The organism is Micromonospora sp. WMMA1976, from assembly GCF_027497335.1.
GTDB lineage: Bacteria > Actinomycetota > Actinomycetes > Mycobacteriales > Micromonosporaceae > Micromonospora > Micromonospora aurantiaca.
The window spans coordinates 4,890,527-4,905,024 of sequence record NZ_CP114912.1 but is presented as its reverse complement, the minus strand read 5'-3'; the positions used below and the strand labels follow the sequence as shown (position 1 = coordinate 4,905,024).

Annotated in this window: 16 protein-coding genes; 14 read left to right on the top strand and 2 right to left on the bottom strand. The window is 72.8% G+C overall.

Annotated elements, in window-relative coordinates:
• The first annotated feature begins 43 nt into the window (after positions 1–43).
• From O7546_RS22470 to O7546_RS22425, 10 genes are all read left to right on the top strand, one after another.
• On the top strand, positions 44–841 hold the full coding sequence (locus tag O7546_RS22470; protein ID WP_120573580.1) for a fumarylacetoacetate hydrolase family protein: 798 nt from the start codon (positions 44–46) through the stop codon (positions 839–841).
• Complete coding sequence (locus O7546_RS22465) at positions 838–1,773, top strand: acetaldehyde dehydrogenase (acetylating) (RefSeq protein WP_194803400.1); 936 nt, start codon at positions 838–840, stop codon at positions 1,771–1,773. The genes O7546_RS22470 and O7546_RS22465 overlap by 4 nt, the downstream gene beginning before the upstream one ends.
• Complete coding sequence (dmpG, locus tag O7546_RS22460; protein WP_194803401.1) at positions 1,770–2,825, top strand: 4-hydroxy-2-oxovalerate aldolase; 1,056 nt, start codon at positions 1,770–1,772, stop codon at positions 2,823–2,825. The genes O7546_RS22465 and dmpG overlap by 4 nt, the downstream gene beginning before the upstream one ends.
• Positions 2,822–3,595, top strand: coding sequence for a 4-oxalocrotonate decarboxylase (locus O7546_RS22455; RefSeq protein ID WP_091423125.1), 774 nt, complete (start codon positions 2,822–2,824; stop codon positions 3,593–3,595). The genes dmpG and O7546_RS22455 overlap by 4 nt, the downstream gene beginning before the upstream one ends.
• A complete protein-coding gene (locus tag O7546_RS22450) occupies positions 3,592–4,017 on the top strand; it encodes a RidA family protein (protein WP_194803402.1) in 426 nt (141 codons plus the stop codon). Before O7546_RS22455 ends, O7546_RS22450 begins: the two co-directional genes overlap by 4 nt.
• Positions 4,010–4,534: a 3-hydroxyanthranilate 3,4-dioxygenase gene (locus O7546_RS22445; protein WP_194803403.1), complete on the top strand. Its 525-nt coding sequence runs from the start codon at positions 4,010–4,012 to the stop codon at positions 4,532–4,534. The genes O7546_RS22450 and O7546_RS22445 overlap by 8 nt, the downstream gene beginning before the upstream one ends.
• 3 nt (positions 4,535–4,537) lie before the next feature.
• Positions 4,538–5,536, top strand: coding sequence for an amidohydrolase family protein (locus O7546_RS22440; RefSeq protein ID WP_194803404.1), 999 nt, complete (start codon positions 4,538–4,540; stop codon positions 5,534–5,536).
• 117 nt (positions 5,537–5,653) lie between these two features.
• Positions 5,654–7,126, top strand: a complete 1,473-nt coding sequence (locus O7546_RS22435; protein ID WP_281600010.1) for an amidase — start codon at positions 5,654–5,656, stop codon at positions 7,124–7,126.
• A gap of 70 nt (positions 7,127–7,196) precedes the next feature.
• Entirely contained in the window at positions 7,197–7,481 is a 285-nt protein-coding gene (locus O7546_RS22430; protein ID WP_026268244.1) for a hypothetical protein, read from the top strand.
• The gene (locus O7546_RS22425) at positions 7,468–7,881 is read left to right on the top strand and encodes a DUF5130 family protein (RefSeq protein ID WP_091423148.1); all 414 of its coding nucleotides are present in this window, start codon (positions 7,468–7,470) and stop codon (positions 7,879–7,881) included. Before O7546_RS22430 ends, O7546_RS22425 begins: the two co-directional genes overlap by 14 nt.
• A 139-nt stretch (positions 7,882–8,020) precedes the next feature.
• Here O7546_RS22425 and pepN read toward each other — a convergent pair whose 3' ends face one another.
• Entirely contained in the window at positions 8,021–10,567 is a 2,547-nt protein-coding gene (pepN, locus tag O7546_RS22420) for an aminopeptidase N (RefSeq protein WP_194803406.1), read from the bottom strand.
• 227 nt (positions 10,568–10,794) lie between these two features.
• Between pepN and O7546_RS22415 the strand changes: the two genes are divergently transcribed.
• From O7546_RS22415 to O7546_RS22400, 4 genes are all read left to right on the top strand, one after another.
• Positions 10,795–11,418 carry a disulfide bond formation protein DsbA gene (locus O7546_RS22415; protein ID WP_135241648.1) on the top strand — a complete coding sequence of 208 codons (624 nt, stop codon included), beginning with the start codon at positions 10,795–10,797 and terminating at the stop codon, positions 11,416–11,418.
• A 147-nt stretch (positions 11,419–11,565) separates the two neighbouring features.
• Positions 11,566–11,910: a hypothetical protein gene (locus tag O7546_RS22410; protein WP_194803407.1), complete on the top strand. Its 345-nt coding sequence runs from the start codon at positions 11,566–11,568 to the stop codon at positions 11,908–11,910.
• A gap of 78 nt (positions 11,911–11,988) precedes the next feature.
• A complete protein-coding gene (locus O7546_RS22405; RefSeq protein ID WP_194803408.1) occupies positions 11,989–13,188 on the top strand; it encodes a DUF1015 family protein in 1,200 nt (399 codons plus the stop codon).
• A gap of 72 nt (positions 13,189–13,260) precedes the next feature.
• On the top strand, positions 13,261–13,731 hold the full coding sequence (locus O7546_RS22400; RefSeq protein WP_013288048.1) for a ribose-5-phosphate isomerase: 471 nt from the start codon (positions 13,261–13,263) through the stop codon (positions 13,729–13,731).
• A gap of 16 nt (positions 13,732–13,747) precedes the next feature.
• On the opposite strand, the gene O7546_RS22395 is transcribed toward O7546_RS22400, so the two are convergent.
• Positions 13,748–14,149: a hypothetical protein gene (locus O7546_RS22395; RefSeq protein ID WP_194803409.1), complete on the bottom strand. Its 402-nt coding sequence runs from the start codon at positions 14,147–14,149 to the stop codon at positions 13,748–13,750.
• Positions 14,150–14,498 lie beyond the last annotated feature (349 nt).

Sequence of the window (14,498 nt, the reverse complement as noted above, 5' to 3'; positions counted from 1 at the left end):
GCAGAATGGCCGGAATCCCCAGCGACGTAAGCGAGGAGCCGCCATGACCGTGGACATCGAGGCCGCCAACCGGGAACTGGCAGTGGCCCGGCAGGACGGGAAGCCCTGCCCGCCGCTGCGCGGCCGGCTGCTGCCCGAGGGCGACATCGAGGCCGCGTACCAGGTGCAGCAGGTCTACACCCGGCAGCGGCTGGGCAAGGGACACCGCCGCGTCGGCGCGAAGATCGGCCTGACGTCGCGGACCGTCCAGGAGAGCTTCGGCGTCTTCCAGCCCGACTTCGGGGTGCTCTTCGACGACATGGCCGTCGGTGACGGCGTCGAGGTGCCGATCGACCGGCTGCTCCAGCCGCGGGTGGAGGCGGAGATCGCCTTCGTGCTCGGCGCGGACCTGCCGGACGAGCGGGTCACCACTGTCGACCTGATCCGGGCGGTGGACCACGTGCTGCCGGCCATCGAGATCGTCGACTCGCGGATCGCGGACTGGGACATCTCCATCGTGGACACGGTGGCGGACAACGCCTCCAGCGGGCTGTTCGTGCTCGGCACCGCGCCCCGGCGGCTCGCCGACGTGGACCTGCGGCTGTGCGGCATGGTACTGGAGCACGCCGGTGAGCCGGTCTCGGTCGGCGCGGGCGCGGCCTGCCTCGGCAATCCGCTGCACGCGCTGCAGTGGCTGGCCGGCACGATGGCCCGCGCCGGTGACCCGCTGCGGGCCGGCGACGTGGTGCTCTCCGGCGCGCTCGGCCCGATGGTGCCGGTCACGCCCGGCGCCGCGTACGAGGCGCGCATCTCCGGGCTCGGCTCGGTGCGTACCTGTTTCTCCTCGGAGGGAACGTCATGACTGTCGGAGTGGCGGTGCTCGGGTCGGGCAACATCGGCACCGACCTGATGATCAAGGTGCTGCGGCTCAGTGAGAGCCTGCGCATGGTGGCGATGGCCGGTATCGACCCGGACTCGGACGGTCTGGCCCGGGCCCGCCGGCTCGGCGTGACCACCACCGCCGAGGGCGTCGACGGCCTGGTCGCGCTGCCCGAGTTCGCGGACGTCCAGCTCGTCTTCGACGCCACCTCGGCCGGCGCGCACAAGCGTCACGACGAGGTGCTGCGGGCACACGGCCGTACCGTCGTCGACCTGACGCCTGCGGCTATCGGCCCGTACGTGGTGCCGCCGGTGAACCTCGACGAGCACCTGGGTGAGCCGAACGTCAACATGGTGACCTGCGGCGGACAGGCGACGGTGCCGATCGTGCACGCGGTCGGCCGGGTCACCCCCGTCGCGTACGGCGAGATCGTCGCCTCGATCGCCTCGAAGTCGGCCGGTCCGGGCACCCGGGCCAACATCGACGAGTTCACCGAGACGACCGCCCGCGCCATCGAGGTGGTCGGCGGCGCCGAGCGCGGCAAGGCCATCATCGTGCTGAACCCGGCCGACCCGCCGCTGCTGATGCGGGACACGGTCTACTGCCTGTGCCCGGACGCCGACGCCGACCGGGTGAAGATCGCCGCCTCGGTGGCCGACATGGTGAAGACCGTGCAGGAGTACGTGCCCGGCTACCGGCTCAAGCAGGACGTGCAGTTCGACGCCGTGGACACGTACGCGCCGGTGCTCGGCCGGCACTTCACCGGCCTCCAGGTGTCGGTGTTCCTGGAGGTCTCCGGCGCCGGGCACTACCTGCCCGCGTACGCCGGGAACCTGGACATCATGACGTCGGCCGCGCTGCGTACCGCGGAGCGGCTGGTGGCGCTGCGTTCCCCGGAGGGGGCATCCCGATGACCGACCTCTACATCCAGGACGTGACGCTGCGCGACGGCATGCACGCCATCGGGCACCGCTACACGGTCGACCAGGTGCGTACCATCGCCGCCGCGCTCGACGCCGCAGGTGTGGCGGCGGTCGAGGTGGCGCACGGCGACGGCCTGGCCGGTTCCAGCGTCAACTACGGGCACGGCGCTGCCGCCGACGCGGACTGGATCGCCGCCGCCGCCGAGGTGCTGACCACCGCGCGGCTCACCACGCTGCTGCTGCCGGGCATCGGCACCATCGCCGACCTGAAGGCGGCCAAGGCGCTCGGCGTGACAAGCGTCCGGATCGCCACGCACTGCACCGAGGCGGACATCTCCGCCCAGCACATCGCGTGGGCCCGGGAGAACGACATGGACGTCTCCGGGTTCCTGATGATGTCGCACCTCAACGACCCGGCCGGGCTGGCCGCGCAGGCCAAGCTCATGGAGTCGTACGGCGCGCACTGCGTCTACGTCACCGACTCCGGCGGGCGGCTGCTGATGTCGGACGTGGCGCAGCGCGTCGACGCGTACCGGCAGGTGCTGGAACCGGAGACGCAGATCGGCATCCACGCGCACCACAACCTGTCGCTGGGTGTGGCGAACAGCGTGCTCGCGGTCGAGCACGGCCGGATCCTCGGCGACGGCCCGGTCGGCTCGCCGTCCGGGCGGACCGTCCGGGTGGACGCGTCGCTGGCCGGCATGGGCGCGGGCGCGGGGAACGCGCCGCTGGAGGTCTTCGTCGCGGTCGCCGAGCTGCACGGCTGGAAGCACGGCTGCGACGTGTTCGCGCTGATGGACGCCGCCGACGACCTGGTCCGCCCGTTGCAGGACCGGCCGGTCCAGGTCGACCGGGAGACGCTCTCCCTCGGGTACGCGGGCGTCTACTCCAGCTTCCTGCGGCACGCCGAGCGGGCCTCGGCCAAGTACGGCGTGGACGTCCGCTCGATCCTGGTCGAGCTGGGCCGCCGCCGGATGGTCGGCGGCCAGGAGGACATGATCGTGGACGTGGCACTGGACCTGGCGAGCAAGGAGACCTCATGATCGGGCCGGACATCGCCGGCATCGCGGAGAAGCTGGGTGCGGCGGCCGACGACGCCACCGCGATCCCGCAGCTCGCCGCCGAGACCGGCCTCGACGTCGACGCCGCGTACGCGGTGCAGACCGCGCTGGTGCAGCGCCGCCTCGACCGGGGTGAGCGGCTGGTCGGCCTCAAGATGGGGCTCACCAGCAAGGCCAAGATGGCGCAGGTCGGCGTGGACGAGGTGATCTGGGGCCGGCTGACCGACGTGATGCGGGTGCCCGACGGCGGCGGCGTCGACGTCGGCGACTTCATCCACCCCCGGGTCGAGCCGGAGGTGGCGTTCCTGCTGGACCGGCTGCCCGACCCGGGCGAACCGGTCGGCTCGTTCACCCGTGCCGTGCGCGCGGTCGCCCCGGCGATCGAGCTGATCGACTCGCGGTACGCGAACTTCACCTTCTCGCTGCCGGACGTGATCGCCGACAACACCTCGGCCGCCGCGTTCGTGGTCGGGCCGTGGTCGCCGGTGCCGGACGGGCTGGACAACCTCGGCGTGCTGCTGGAGATCGACGGGCGGGTGGCGCAGGTCGGCTCGACCGCCGCCATCCTCGGCGACCCGCGCCGCGCGCTGGACGAGGGGCTGCGGCTGGCCGGCCGGCACGGCGTACGGCTGCGCAAGGGTTGGGTGTTCCTGGCCGGCGCGGCCACCGCCGCGGTGCCGCTGCGCCCCGGGGCGCACGTCCGCGCCACTGTGGAGAAGCTGGGTTCCGCCTCCCTGAAGGCCCTCCCATGACCGCCCGCGTGGTGGCCGGCAAGGCCGTGCCGCGGGGCGCGTTCCCGCACGTCAAGGTGGCCGGCGGGTTCGTCTACGTCTCCGGTACGTCGTCGCGCCGGCCGGACAACACGTTCGCCGGGGTGTCGGTGGACGAGTTCGGCACCACCGACCTGGACATCCGCGAGCAGACCCGGGCCGTGATCGAGAACATCCGCGACCTGCTCCGCTCGGTCGGCGCCGACCTGAGCGATCTGGTGCAGGTCACCAGCTACCTGGTCAACATGAACGACTTCGGCGGCTACAACGAGGTGTGGGCGGAGTTCTTCGACGCCACCGGGCCGACCCGGACCACAGTCGCCGTGCACCAGCTTCCGCACCCGCATCTGCTGATCGAGATGCAGGCCGTCGCCCTACTTCCGTCGGGAGGTTCCCATGAGTGAGATCGCCGAGCCGTTCAGCTTCTCCGGCTGGATCGGCGAGAACCAGCACCTGCTCAAGCCCCCGGTGGGCAACAAGGAGATGCTGCCCGGCAGCGACGACTTCATCGTCATGGTGGTGGGCGGCCCGAACCAGCGCACGGACTTCCACGTCGACCCGTACGAGGAGTTCTTCTACCAGGTCAAGGGCAACATGCACATCAACCTGATGCTGCCCGAGGGCCCGCGTACGGTGCACGTGCGCGAGGGGCAGATGTGGATGCTGCCGCGCAACACCCCGCACTCGCCGCAGCGTCCCGAGGCCGGCTCGATCGGCATGGTGATCGAGCGGGTCCGCGAGGAGGGCACACTGGAGAAGTTCCAGTGGTACTGCGGCGAGTGCGACCACAAGGTGCACGAGGTCGAGTTGCAGGTCCGCGACATCGCCGCCGACCTGCCCCCGGTCTTCGCCGCGTTCTACGCCGACGAGAAGGCCCGCACCTGCGACAACTGCGGCGCGCTGCACCCGGGCAAGGGCTGACGCGTGCCGGTCGTGGACGTGCACACGCACGTCGTACCGAAGGGGTGGCCGGACCTCGCCGCGGCGTGCGGCGGGTCCGGCTGGCCCTGGCTGCGGGTGGACTCCGAGCGCGCCGCCATGATCATGGTGGGGGAGACGGAGTTCCGTCCGGTCGGCGCGCAGTGCTGGGACGCGCCGACCCGGCTGGCCGACATGGACGCCGACGGCGTGGACGTGCAGGTCGTCTCGCCCACCCCGGTGTTCTTCAGCTACGACCGCCCGGCCGACCAGGCGGCCAAGGTGGCCCGGATCTTCAACGACCTCACGCTGGAGGTCACCGCCGGCGGTGGCGGCCGGCTGGTGCCGTTCTGCCAGGTGCCGTTGCAGGACCCGGACGCGGCCTGCGCCGAGCTGGACCGTTGCCTGTCGGCCGGGCACGCCGGGGTGGAGATCGGCAACCACGTCGGTGACCGGGACCTGGACGACGAGGGCATCGTGCAGTTCCTGACCCACTGCGCCGAGGTCGGCGCGCCGGTGTTCGTGCACCCGTGGGACATGCCCGGCGGCCCCCGGCTGGACCGGTGGATGGCCCGCTGGCTGACCGGGATGCCGGCCGAGACACACCTTTCGGTGCTCGCGCTGATCCTCGGCGGCGTGTTCGACCGGGTGCCGGACACGCTGCGGATCTGCTTCGCGCACGGCGGCGGCAGCTTCCCGTTCTGGCTGGGCCGCGCCGACAACGCCTGGCACCGCCGCGGCGACCTGGTACGCGGCGCGTCGAGCGCACCGCCCAGCTCGTACGTCGACAGGTTCCACGTCGACTCGGTGGTCTTCGAACCGGCGGCGCTGCGGCTGCTCGTGGACACCCTGGGCACCGAGCGGGTGCTGCTCGGCAGCGACTACCCGTACCCGCTGGGGGAGCGGCCGGTCGGTGACGTGGTGCACCGGGCGGACTTCCTCACCGACGCGCAGCGGGACGCGCTGCTCGGCGGCAACGCGCTGCGGTTCCTCGGCCGCCGCTGAAGCCGGCGCGGGTGCGTCCGTCGTCGCCCTAGAGTCGACGGACGCACCCGGCGCTGTTCAGGACCGGCCGGACGTGTCGCCGGGCCTCCCGGCCGCCGTACCGGCAGGATGGACGGCATGGCCGAGCCGCACGACCTGACCGCGCTGGAACAGGCCGCCGCGATCCGCCGGGGCGAGCTGTCCAGCCTGGAACTGGTCGAGCACCACCTGCGCCGGGTCGAGGCACTCGGCGAGACCGTCGGCGCGTTCGTCACCGTCACCGCCGAACAGGCCCGTGCCGCCGCCCGCGCCGCCGACGCGCTCGCGGCCGAGGAACGGTGCCCGCTGCACGGCGTTCCGACCGCGATCAAGGACCTCACGCTCACCGCCGGGGTCCGCACCACATTCGGCTCGGCCGCCTTCGCCGACTTCGTCCCGCCCGTCGACGCCGACGTGGTCCGCCTCATGGCCGACGCCGGCCTGGTCAGCCTCGGCAAGACCACCACCTCCGAACTGGGCTGCTCGCTCTACTCGGAGGGACTGGTGGCGCCGCCGGCCCGCAACCCGTGGGACCTCGCGTACACCGCGGGCGGGTCCAGCGGCGGCGCGGCCGCAGCGGTCGCCGCCGGGCTGGTGCCGGTGGCGCAGGGCTCCGACGGTGGCGGCTCGCTGCGCATCCCGGCCGCGCTCTGCGGGCTGGTCGGCTACAAACCCAGCCGGGGCATGGTCTCCGGCGGGCCGCTCGGCTTCGGCGGCTTCGGGCTGCCGGTGAACGGGCCGATCGGCCGTACCGTCGCCGACGTGGCCGCGCTGCTCGACGTGCTCGCCCGCCCGGTACCCGGCGAGCCGTACCTGCCGCCGGCCGCGCCCGCCGGCGGCTACCTCGGCGTCACCCGCGCCGCCCGCGTCACCGGCCCCGGCCGGCTGCGCGTCGGCCGCTTCACCACGCCGATGCTCGCCGACGAACCGGTCCACCCGGACTGCGTGGCCGCCGTCGACCGGGCCGCCGCGCTGCTCAGCGACGCCGGCCACGAGGTGGTCGACGTCCCCGCGCCGCTCGGCCCCGAGGCGTGGCCGCTGTTCGAGACCGTCTGGTACGCGCTGGCTGTCACCCCCGTCCCGGCCGGGCGGGAGGGCGACCTGCTGCCGCTGACCCGGTACCTGCGCGAGCGCGGCGAGGCGCTCGGCGCGGCCCGGCTGATGGCCGCGCTCGGCGAGCTCCAGGCGCAGGTACGCCGTGGCGTACGCCGTACCGCCGGGTGTGACCTGCTGCTCTGCCCTACGCTCGCGGCCCCGCAGGCGCCGGTGGGCGCGTTCGCCGCCCTCGAACCGGCAGCGGACTTCGACCGGCAGCGGCGCATCTCGCCGTACTGCGCGGTCTTCAACGTCACGGGCGATCCGTCCGTTTCGTTACCTCTCGGACGGACCACCGACGGGCTTCCGGTCGGGGTGCTCCTCACCGGCCGGTACGGCGACGACGCGACACTGCTCGCCACTGCCGCGCAACTGGAGCACCGGAGTGACGGATGGGATCAGCACCCCGCAATCTGGCGGGCCGCCGACTCCGCTAACGTGAACATCACAAGTGACGTGGGGCGCGACCGGTCCTGACCGGCCGACCCGCACCATTCCTGGTCTCTCTTTCCGCCTGGGGGCGTTGGGATTGTCTGTTACCGAGACGTTGGTGGTCTTCGTCGGCATCCCGGCCGCCGCGGTGCTGCTGATCGCCGCCCTGGCGGCCGTCGGCAGCCGCGGCAACGGTGGCGGCGCCAAGCGCTACCGGCCGGGCCGGCCCTTCGACTTCACTCCGGTCTGGTTCCTGGGCCGTCCGGAGCAGCTGGCCGACTCGGCCGGCACGGCGCTGGCCGCCGGGGCGCAGGCGCCGGCGTTGACCAGCCGCAAGCAGGAACAGGCCGGCCGGGAGGCGCCGGCCGGTGGAACCGGAGGCGCAAGTGACCGTTGGTGAAGCGCGGCCCACGACGGGGACGGGCACCCCGCCCGACGTGCTGGACGGACCGTTCTCGACCCGTCAGCTGCTCCGCATCGACGAGGCGCTTCGCCTCGCCGACCAGGGCACCGGCCTGGTCTTCTCGGTCTACGTCGGCGGCCTCGACGAGCCGATCCGGGAACACGCCGAGCGGCTGCACCGCCAGCTCGCCGACCCGGACCGCTCGGTGCTGATCGCGGTGTCGCCCAACCAGCGGCAGCTGGAGATCGTCACCGGCAAGTACGCGCGCAAGCGCATCCCGGACACGTACGCCAAGCTGGCCGCGCTCTCCATGGTGGCTTCCTTCGGCGGCGGCGACCTGGCCGGCGGCATCATCCAGGGCCTCGACCAGCTCGCCAGCCACGCCGGCAAGGGCTGATCCCCGCCCGTACACACGACGAAGCCCGGCCCGCGTATACGCGGGCCGGGCTTTCTCGTGTCAGCGGGGCGGGCCCCACGACAGCGGCCGGGGCCGGCGCGGGCTGCCACCCGCGCCGGCCCCGGCCGGCGTGCCTCACTCAGGCGCTGCGCGCGTCCCGTTCCCGGGCCTTCAGCGCGCGGACCACGCCGTCGCGACCCTCAGCCACCAGCCGCCGCAGCGACGCCGGCCGCCCGTCCTGGGCCAGCCACGCGTCGGTGGCCGCCACCGTGTCCTCCTCGACCAGGTACGCCGGGTAGGCGAGCTGCACGAACTCCTGCGCCGGCTCGCTGTCGCGCTGCGCCCACACCTGGTCCACCGTGGCGAAGTACCGCTCCCGGTAGGGCGCGGTCAGCTCGACCTGCGCCGGGTGGGTGAAGCCCTGCAGCAGCGCCCGGTTGCGCCAGTTGGGCAGCGCGTCCGGGCCGGTGAGCAGCGCCCACACCGCCGCCTTGTTCTCGGCGGTCGGCACCAGCGCGTGCGCGTACGCGGCCTCCCGCTCGCCGCTGGCGGTACGGTCGGCGGCCAGCTCCGCGTCAACGTCGGCAGCACTCGCCGCACCGTTGGCGACGAGCGACTGGAGCACCGCCCAGCGCAGCTCGGTGTCCACGGTCAGGCCCTCCGGCACCCCGTTGCCGTCCAGCCAGCCGCGCAGCGTCGCCAGGTCCTCGCCGGAGCGGGCCGACGAGGCGTACGCCCGGGCCCAGGCGAGCTGGAAGCCGCTGCCCGGCTCGGCCGCCGCGAGCGCGGTCCGGGCGGTACGGGACAGGTCGGCCCAGCCGGTCGGCGCCCACGCCGGGTCGGCGTAGAAGGTGAGGGCCGTGGTCGCCTGCCGCAGCGTCGCCGTCACCAGGTTGATGTCGGTCTCGGCGGTCAGCCCGGCCAGCACCAGCGCCACGTAGTCGCGGGCCGACAGCTCGGCGTCACGGGTCATGTCCCACGCGGCGGTCCAGCACAGCGCCCGCGCCAGCGACGAGTCGAAGCCGGCGATGTGCTGCACCACAGTGGCCATCGACCGCTCGTCCAGCCGCAGCTTGGCGTACGTCAGGTCCTCGTCGTTGAGCAGCAGCACGTCGGCGGCCCGCTTGCCGTGCAGCTCGGACAGCTCGGTCAGCTCGCCGGTCACGTCCGTCTCGATCAGCTCCCGGCGCACCAGCCGGCCGTCGGTCAGGTCGTACAGGCCGACGCCGATGCGGTGGGTACGCAGCGTCGGGTAGCCCGACGGCGCCTCCTGGCGGACCACCACCCGCTCGTACGTGCCGTCGGCGCCGATGGTCACCTCCGGGCGCAACGTGTTCACCTGCGCGGTCTCCAGCCATTGGGCGGCGAACTTGCGCAGCTCCCGGCCGGAGGCCGCCTCCAGCTCGGACAGCAGGTCGTCGAACGTGGCGTTGCCCCAGGCGTACTTGCCGAAGTAGGCGCGCAGACCGGCCAGGAACGGCTCCTCACCCACGTACGCGACGAGCTGCTTGAGCACGCTCGCGCCCTTGGCGTACGTGATGCCGTCGAAGTTGACCTCGACGGCCTCCAGGTCCGGCATCTCGCAGTAGACCGGGTGGGTGGAGGAGAGCTGGTCCTGCCGGTAACCCCAGTTCTTGCGGATCGACAGGAACGTGGTCCACGCGTCGGTGAAACGGGTGGCGTGCGTGTTGCACCAGTGGCTGGCCCACTCGGCGAACGACTCGTTCAGCCACAGGTCGTTCCACCAGCGCATGGTGACCAGGTCACCGAACCACATGTGCGCCAGCTCGTGCAGGATCGTGTTGGCGCGCTGCTCGTACTCGAAGTCGGTGACCTGCGACCGGAAGATGTAGTGCGACTCGGCGTGCGTGACGCAGCCGAAGTTCTCCATCGCGCCGGCGTTGAAGTCCGGCACCCAGAGCTGGTCGTACTTGGGCAGCGGGTAGCGGACGCCGAACTTCTCCTGGAAGAAGTCGAAGCCCTGCGTGGTGATCAGGTGCAGGTCGTCGGCGTCCATGTGCGGGGCCATGCTGGCCCGGCAGAAGTAGCCCATGTCGATGCCGTCGTGGCTGTGGCGCACCTCGTGGTACGGCCCCGCGCAGAGCGCGGTGATGTAGGTGCTCATCCGCTCCGAGACGGTGAAGTGCACCGTCTTCAGGCCCTCACCGGCCGCCTCCTCGCGCTCCACCGGCATGTTCGACACGACCCGCCAGTGGTCCGGGACGGTGGCGTGCCAGGTGTAGACGCTCTTCAGGTCGGGCTGGTCGAAGCAGGCGTAGACCTTCTGCGCGTCGGCGGTCTCGAACTGGCTGTAGAGGTAGGTCTCGCCGTCCACCGGGTCGACCGTGCGGTGCAGGCCCTGCCCGCTGTTGGAGTAACCGAAGTCGGCGTCGACCACCAGCACGTTCTCGGCGGCCAGGCCGCTGAGCGTGAGTCCCTTCTCGGCGGACCAGCCGGACAGGTCCACCGGCTCGCCGTTGAGCGTGGCCGACCGCACCGATTCCGCGGCTGTCTCGATGAACGTCGTCGCCCCCGGTTCGGCGCAGCGGAACCGGACCTCGGTCACCGAGCGGAACGTGCGACCGGTGGGCTGCACCGCGGTCGACAGGTCAAGGCTGATGTCGTACCCGGTCACCTCGAGCAGGCGGGCCCGCTCGGTAGCCTCGACCTGGGTCAGGTTGCGCACTCCCGGCACTGTTCGTCTCCATCCCACTCGTCTCGCCGCGCCCCGCGGCGCCGGTACTGCCCGGCCGCTCGTGACGGCCCGTCGAGAACCGAGTCTTCCATGCACGGACCGCTCTCGGTGGTCGAGGTCACGCTCTCATTCCGGTACCTGTCGATGCGGTACGGGGTGAGGATCGGAGGTGACCGCGCCGGAGCCCCGGCGCGACGATGTCGTGAAGGGAAGACACAGTGACCGAACGTGTCACCGCGGACATGTGGTTCGACCCGCTGTGCCCGTGGGCGTGGATCACCTCCCGTTGGCTGCTGGAGGTCGAGCAGGTCCGGGACGTGGACATCCGGTTCCACGTGATGAGCCTGTCCGTGCTCAACGAGGGCCGGGAGTTGCCGGCGGAGTACCAGGACCTGATGGTCAAGGGCTGGGGCCCGGTACGGGTGTGCATCGCCGTCGAGCAGGCGCACGGCGCCGAGGCGCTGGCGAAGCTCTACACCGCGATGGGCAACCGGATCCACCTCAAGAAGGAGGAACTGGGCCGCGACATGCTCGCGGGCGCGCTCACCGACGTCGGGCTGGACCCGGCGCTCGCCGACGCGGCCGAATCCACCCAGTACGACGAGGCGCTGCGGGCCAGCCACGAGGCGGGCATGCGGCCGGTCGGCACCGACGTGGGCACCCCGGTGATCCACGCGCCCGGCCCGGACGGCAAGCAGGTCGCCTTCTTCGGCCCGGTGATCACGCCGGCACCGAAGGGCGAGGCGGCCGGCCGGCTCTGGGACGGCGTACTGCTGGTCTCCGCCACCCCCGGGTTCTACGAGCTGAAGCGCACCCGCGAACAGGGCCCGATCTTCGACTGAGGTGAAAGGAAGGGCCCCTTCTTAACACCGGCAGCGCGCCCCGAGCCCCGCACCGCCCGTCACCGGGCCGGTGCGGGGCTCGTTTCACCGGGTGTCCCAGCCGACGGCCCGCGGGGCCGCAACACGGCAGCTCCTGGAGGCGTTCCCATGGCCAAGCACCGCCACATGTCCGACGACGCGCCGCAGCAGGCGACCGAGGACTCCGGTGCGACGTACTGGTCGGTGACCGAGAGCGACTGGCCGGCGGGCCCGGCCGAGGTGGCCGACCTGCTGGCCCCGCCGATCGTGGTCGGCGTGGCCCGGGTGGTGGCCACCTCGCGGATGACACCGCCGGCCGAGACCGTCCGGCCCGCCCGCGCGCCGTCGCGGTCCGGCCCCGCCGCCCACCCGGCCGCCGCAGGTGCGACGACGGTACGCCTCAACGCCGGCTCCCGCCCGGCCCCGCCGGTGCGCCGCCCCGCCCCGGGCCGGCACCGCAACCCCACCGCCTGAGCCGCCTTCCTTTCACCTGGTGGTAAGCGGGTGAGTCCGGCGGCGGGGGTGATCGGGGCCCGGGTAGCGTCAGCGGACATGACGGTCGTGCACCCGATCACCCGGGCCTGGATCACCACTGGCGGCACCGGCGCGCAGAACTACGACGAGTTCGCCGACGACGCGGAGATCACCTCCATCGTCGAAGCGAATCCGCACAGCGCCCTGGGCATCGAGATGCCCCACCGGGCGCCCGGCAGTCTCGGGAAGTCCTTCCTCGACGCGCTGCCGGACGCGGTGGCGCGCCTGGCCGAGGCGAAGGCGGACGGCAGCTACACGCCGGCCGAGCAGGTGGTGGTGCTCTACCGGATCAGCGCGCCGGGCGAGGAGAGCGCGTACGGGCTGTGGGTCATGGTCGACACCGACCAGATCTCCACCCGCGCCGACGAGCCGGGACTGGTGATCCGCAACGAGGACGTGTTCATCGCCAAGGTGCGCGAGCGCGTCGCGCTGGCCGAGGCGCTCGGTCACCTGCTCTCGCCCGTACTCCTGCTCCAGACCGGTAGGGGCGACGAGCTGCACGCCGCGCTCGCGGCGGCGACCGACGCGGCCGGTGCGCCCGCCGCGACGGACGTCGACCAGTCCGGCCGGACGCACGCGATCTGGCTGCTCGGTCCGGGCCCGGTGCAGGACGAGCTGACCGCGCTGGCCGGTGGCGGGGAGCTGGTGGTAGCGGACGGCAACCACCGCAGCCTGGCCGCGCAGACCGGCGGTTTCCCGCGCTTCCTCGCGGTGGTCACCACGCCCGCGTCGGTCGCCATCCAGCCCTACAACCGGCTGGTCAGCGAGCTGACCACCACGCCGGACGAGCTGCTCGACCGGCTGCGCGCGGCGGGCGCGGAGATCACCCCGGTGAACGGGCCGGCCGACGTGCCGGCGACCGGAGGCGTCGTGCACCTCTATCTCGGCGGCCGGGGGTACGCGGTGACGCTGCCGCACGTCGGCGCCGGCCGGCTGGAGAACCTCGACCACGCGCTCGTCGAGCGCCTGCTGCTGCGCGACGCGCTGGGCCTCGACCCGGGCGACAAGCGGATCACGTACGTGGGCGGCGACTACCCGGCGAACTGGCTCGTCGGTGAGGTCGACGCCGGCCGGGCAGAGCTGGCGGTGCTCGTCGCGCCGGTGACCGTCGACGACTTCGTCGCGGTGAACCTGGCTCGGGAGAAGATGCCGCGCAAGAGCACCTGGTTCACCCCGAAGGCGCGGGCCGGCCTGGTCGTGGCCGAGCTGCCGCACTGACCGTGTGACGAATCCGCCTCCGGGTCGCCGCCGGTTCGCCGGCCCGGAGGCGGGCCTGTCAGACTGCGCGGTATGCGCGTCTACCTGGGATCCGACCACGCCGGTTTCGAGTTGAAGGTGCACCTCGCCAACCACCTGGCCAAGCAGGGCTACGAGGTGGTGGACGTGGGACCGCACGTGTTCGACCCGGACGACGACTACCCGGCGTTCTGCCTGCACACCGGTGACCGGGTGGTCGGTGACCCGGGCAGCCTCGGCGTGGTGATCGGCGGTTCCGGCAACGGCGAGCAGATCGCCTCGAACAAGGTCGCGGGCGTCCGGGCGGCGCTCGCCTGGAACGTGGACACCGCCCAGCTGGCCCGTGAGCACAACGACGCGAACGTCGTGGCGATCGGCGCCCGGCAGCACACGCTGGACGAGGCGACAGCGCTGGTCGAGGCGTTCCTGACCACGCCGTTCTCCGGCAACCCCCGGCACAGCCGGCGCATCGAGCAGGTGGCCGCCTACGAGCAGAGCCGCCGCCTGCCCGAGCTGCCCGCCTGAGCGGACACCTCCGGGCTCAGCGCCCGTTGCGGGGCAGGTCCTCGCGCGGCACCCAGTTGCGACGGATGAGCACCACCCGCTGTTCGGCCTCGGCGAGGTCGTCCTCGGTGGGGCGGGCGGCGTCGCGTGCCCGCAGCGCGGCCGTCACGCTCACCTGCGACGAGCCGGAGCCGACCAGCCCACGCAGCCCGCGCTCGCCCTCCTCGGCGGGCGGCGCGGCGCGGCGTCCGCGGGGCTCCGGCTCGCCCGGCCGGCCGCCGCGCGGGGACCGGGGCACCACGTCGTCGTGTACGGGGGCGGTGCTGGCGGTGGTGCCGCCGGTGCCCGTGCCGTCGGCACCGGTTCCGGCGGTCTCCGTCGGCGGGGCGGCCTCGCCGTGATGCCGCAGCCGTCGTCGCCGTCGCTCCGCCTCACCCATCCCCCGACCGTACCGTCCCCGAGCCCACCCGCGCGCCGCTAGCACCCCGCGCGGCCCGCTGACCCAGCCGTCCCATACCCGCTCCCGGCACACCCGATCCCGCCAGCCTCCGTCGATCTTGGAGTTGTGGCGCCCGGAGTGCCCGGTCAGCGAGGTATGTGAGGTGCCACAACTCCAAGGTCGACGAGGCGCGCGCCGACGAGTCCCGCGACGGGCGTGCGCGCCCCATGCCCCCGGCCCCCGCCCCCGCCCCCGCGCGATCATGAAGTTAGCCGGAACAAATCGGACGATCAGCGCCGCTAACTTCATGATCGCGCGGGCCAGCCGGGCCAGCCGGGCTGGGCTGGGG

Coding starts and splice junctions, on each gene's coding strand:
- O7546_RS22410 (WP_194803407.1), top strand. CDS start 11,566: ATGGCCAAGCACCGCCACATGTCCGACGACGCGCCGCAGCAGGCGACC.
- O7546_RS22450 (WP_194803402.1), top strand. CDS start 3,592: ATGACCGCCCGCGTGGTGGCCGGCAAGGCCGTGCCGCGGGGCGCGTTC.
- O7546_RS22435 (WP_281600010.1), top strand. CDS start 5,654: ATGGCCGAGCCGCACGACCTGACCGCGCTGGAACAGGCCGCCGCGATC.
- O7546_RS22455 (WP_091423125.1), top strand. CDS start 2,822: ATGATCGGGCCGGACATCGCCGGCATCGCGGAGAAGCTGGGTGCGGCG.
- O7546_RS22445 (WP_194803403.1), top strand. CDS start 4,010: ATGAGTGAGATCGCCGAGCCGTTCAGCTTCTCCGGCTGGATCGGCGAG.
- dmpG (WP_194803401.1), top strand. CDS start 1,770: ATGACCGACCTCTACATCCAGGACGTGACGCTGCGCGACGGCATGCAC.
- O7546_RS22465 (WP_194803400.1), top strand. CDS start 838: ATGACTGTCGGAGTGGCGGTGCTCGGGTCGGGCAACATCGGCACCGAC.
- O7546_RS22405 (WP_194803408.1), top strand. CDS start 11,989: ATGACGGTCGTGCACCCGATCACCCGGGCCTGGATCACCACTGGCGGC.
- O7546_RS22400 (WP_013288048.1), top strand. CDS start 13,261: ATGCGCGTCTACCTGGGATCCGACCACGCCGGTTTCGAGTTGAAGGTG.
- O7546_RS22395 (WP_194803409.1), bottom strand. CDS start 14,149: ATGGGTGAGGCGGAGCGACGGCGACGACGGCTGCGGCATCACGGCGAG.
- O7546_RS22470 (WP_120573580.1), top strand. CDS start 44: ATGACCGTGGACATCGAGGCCGCCAACCGGGAACTGGCAGTGGCCCGG.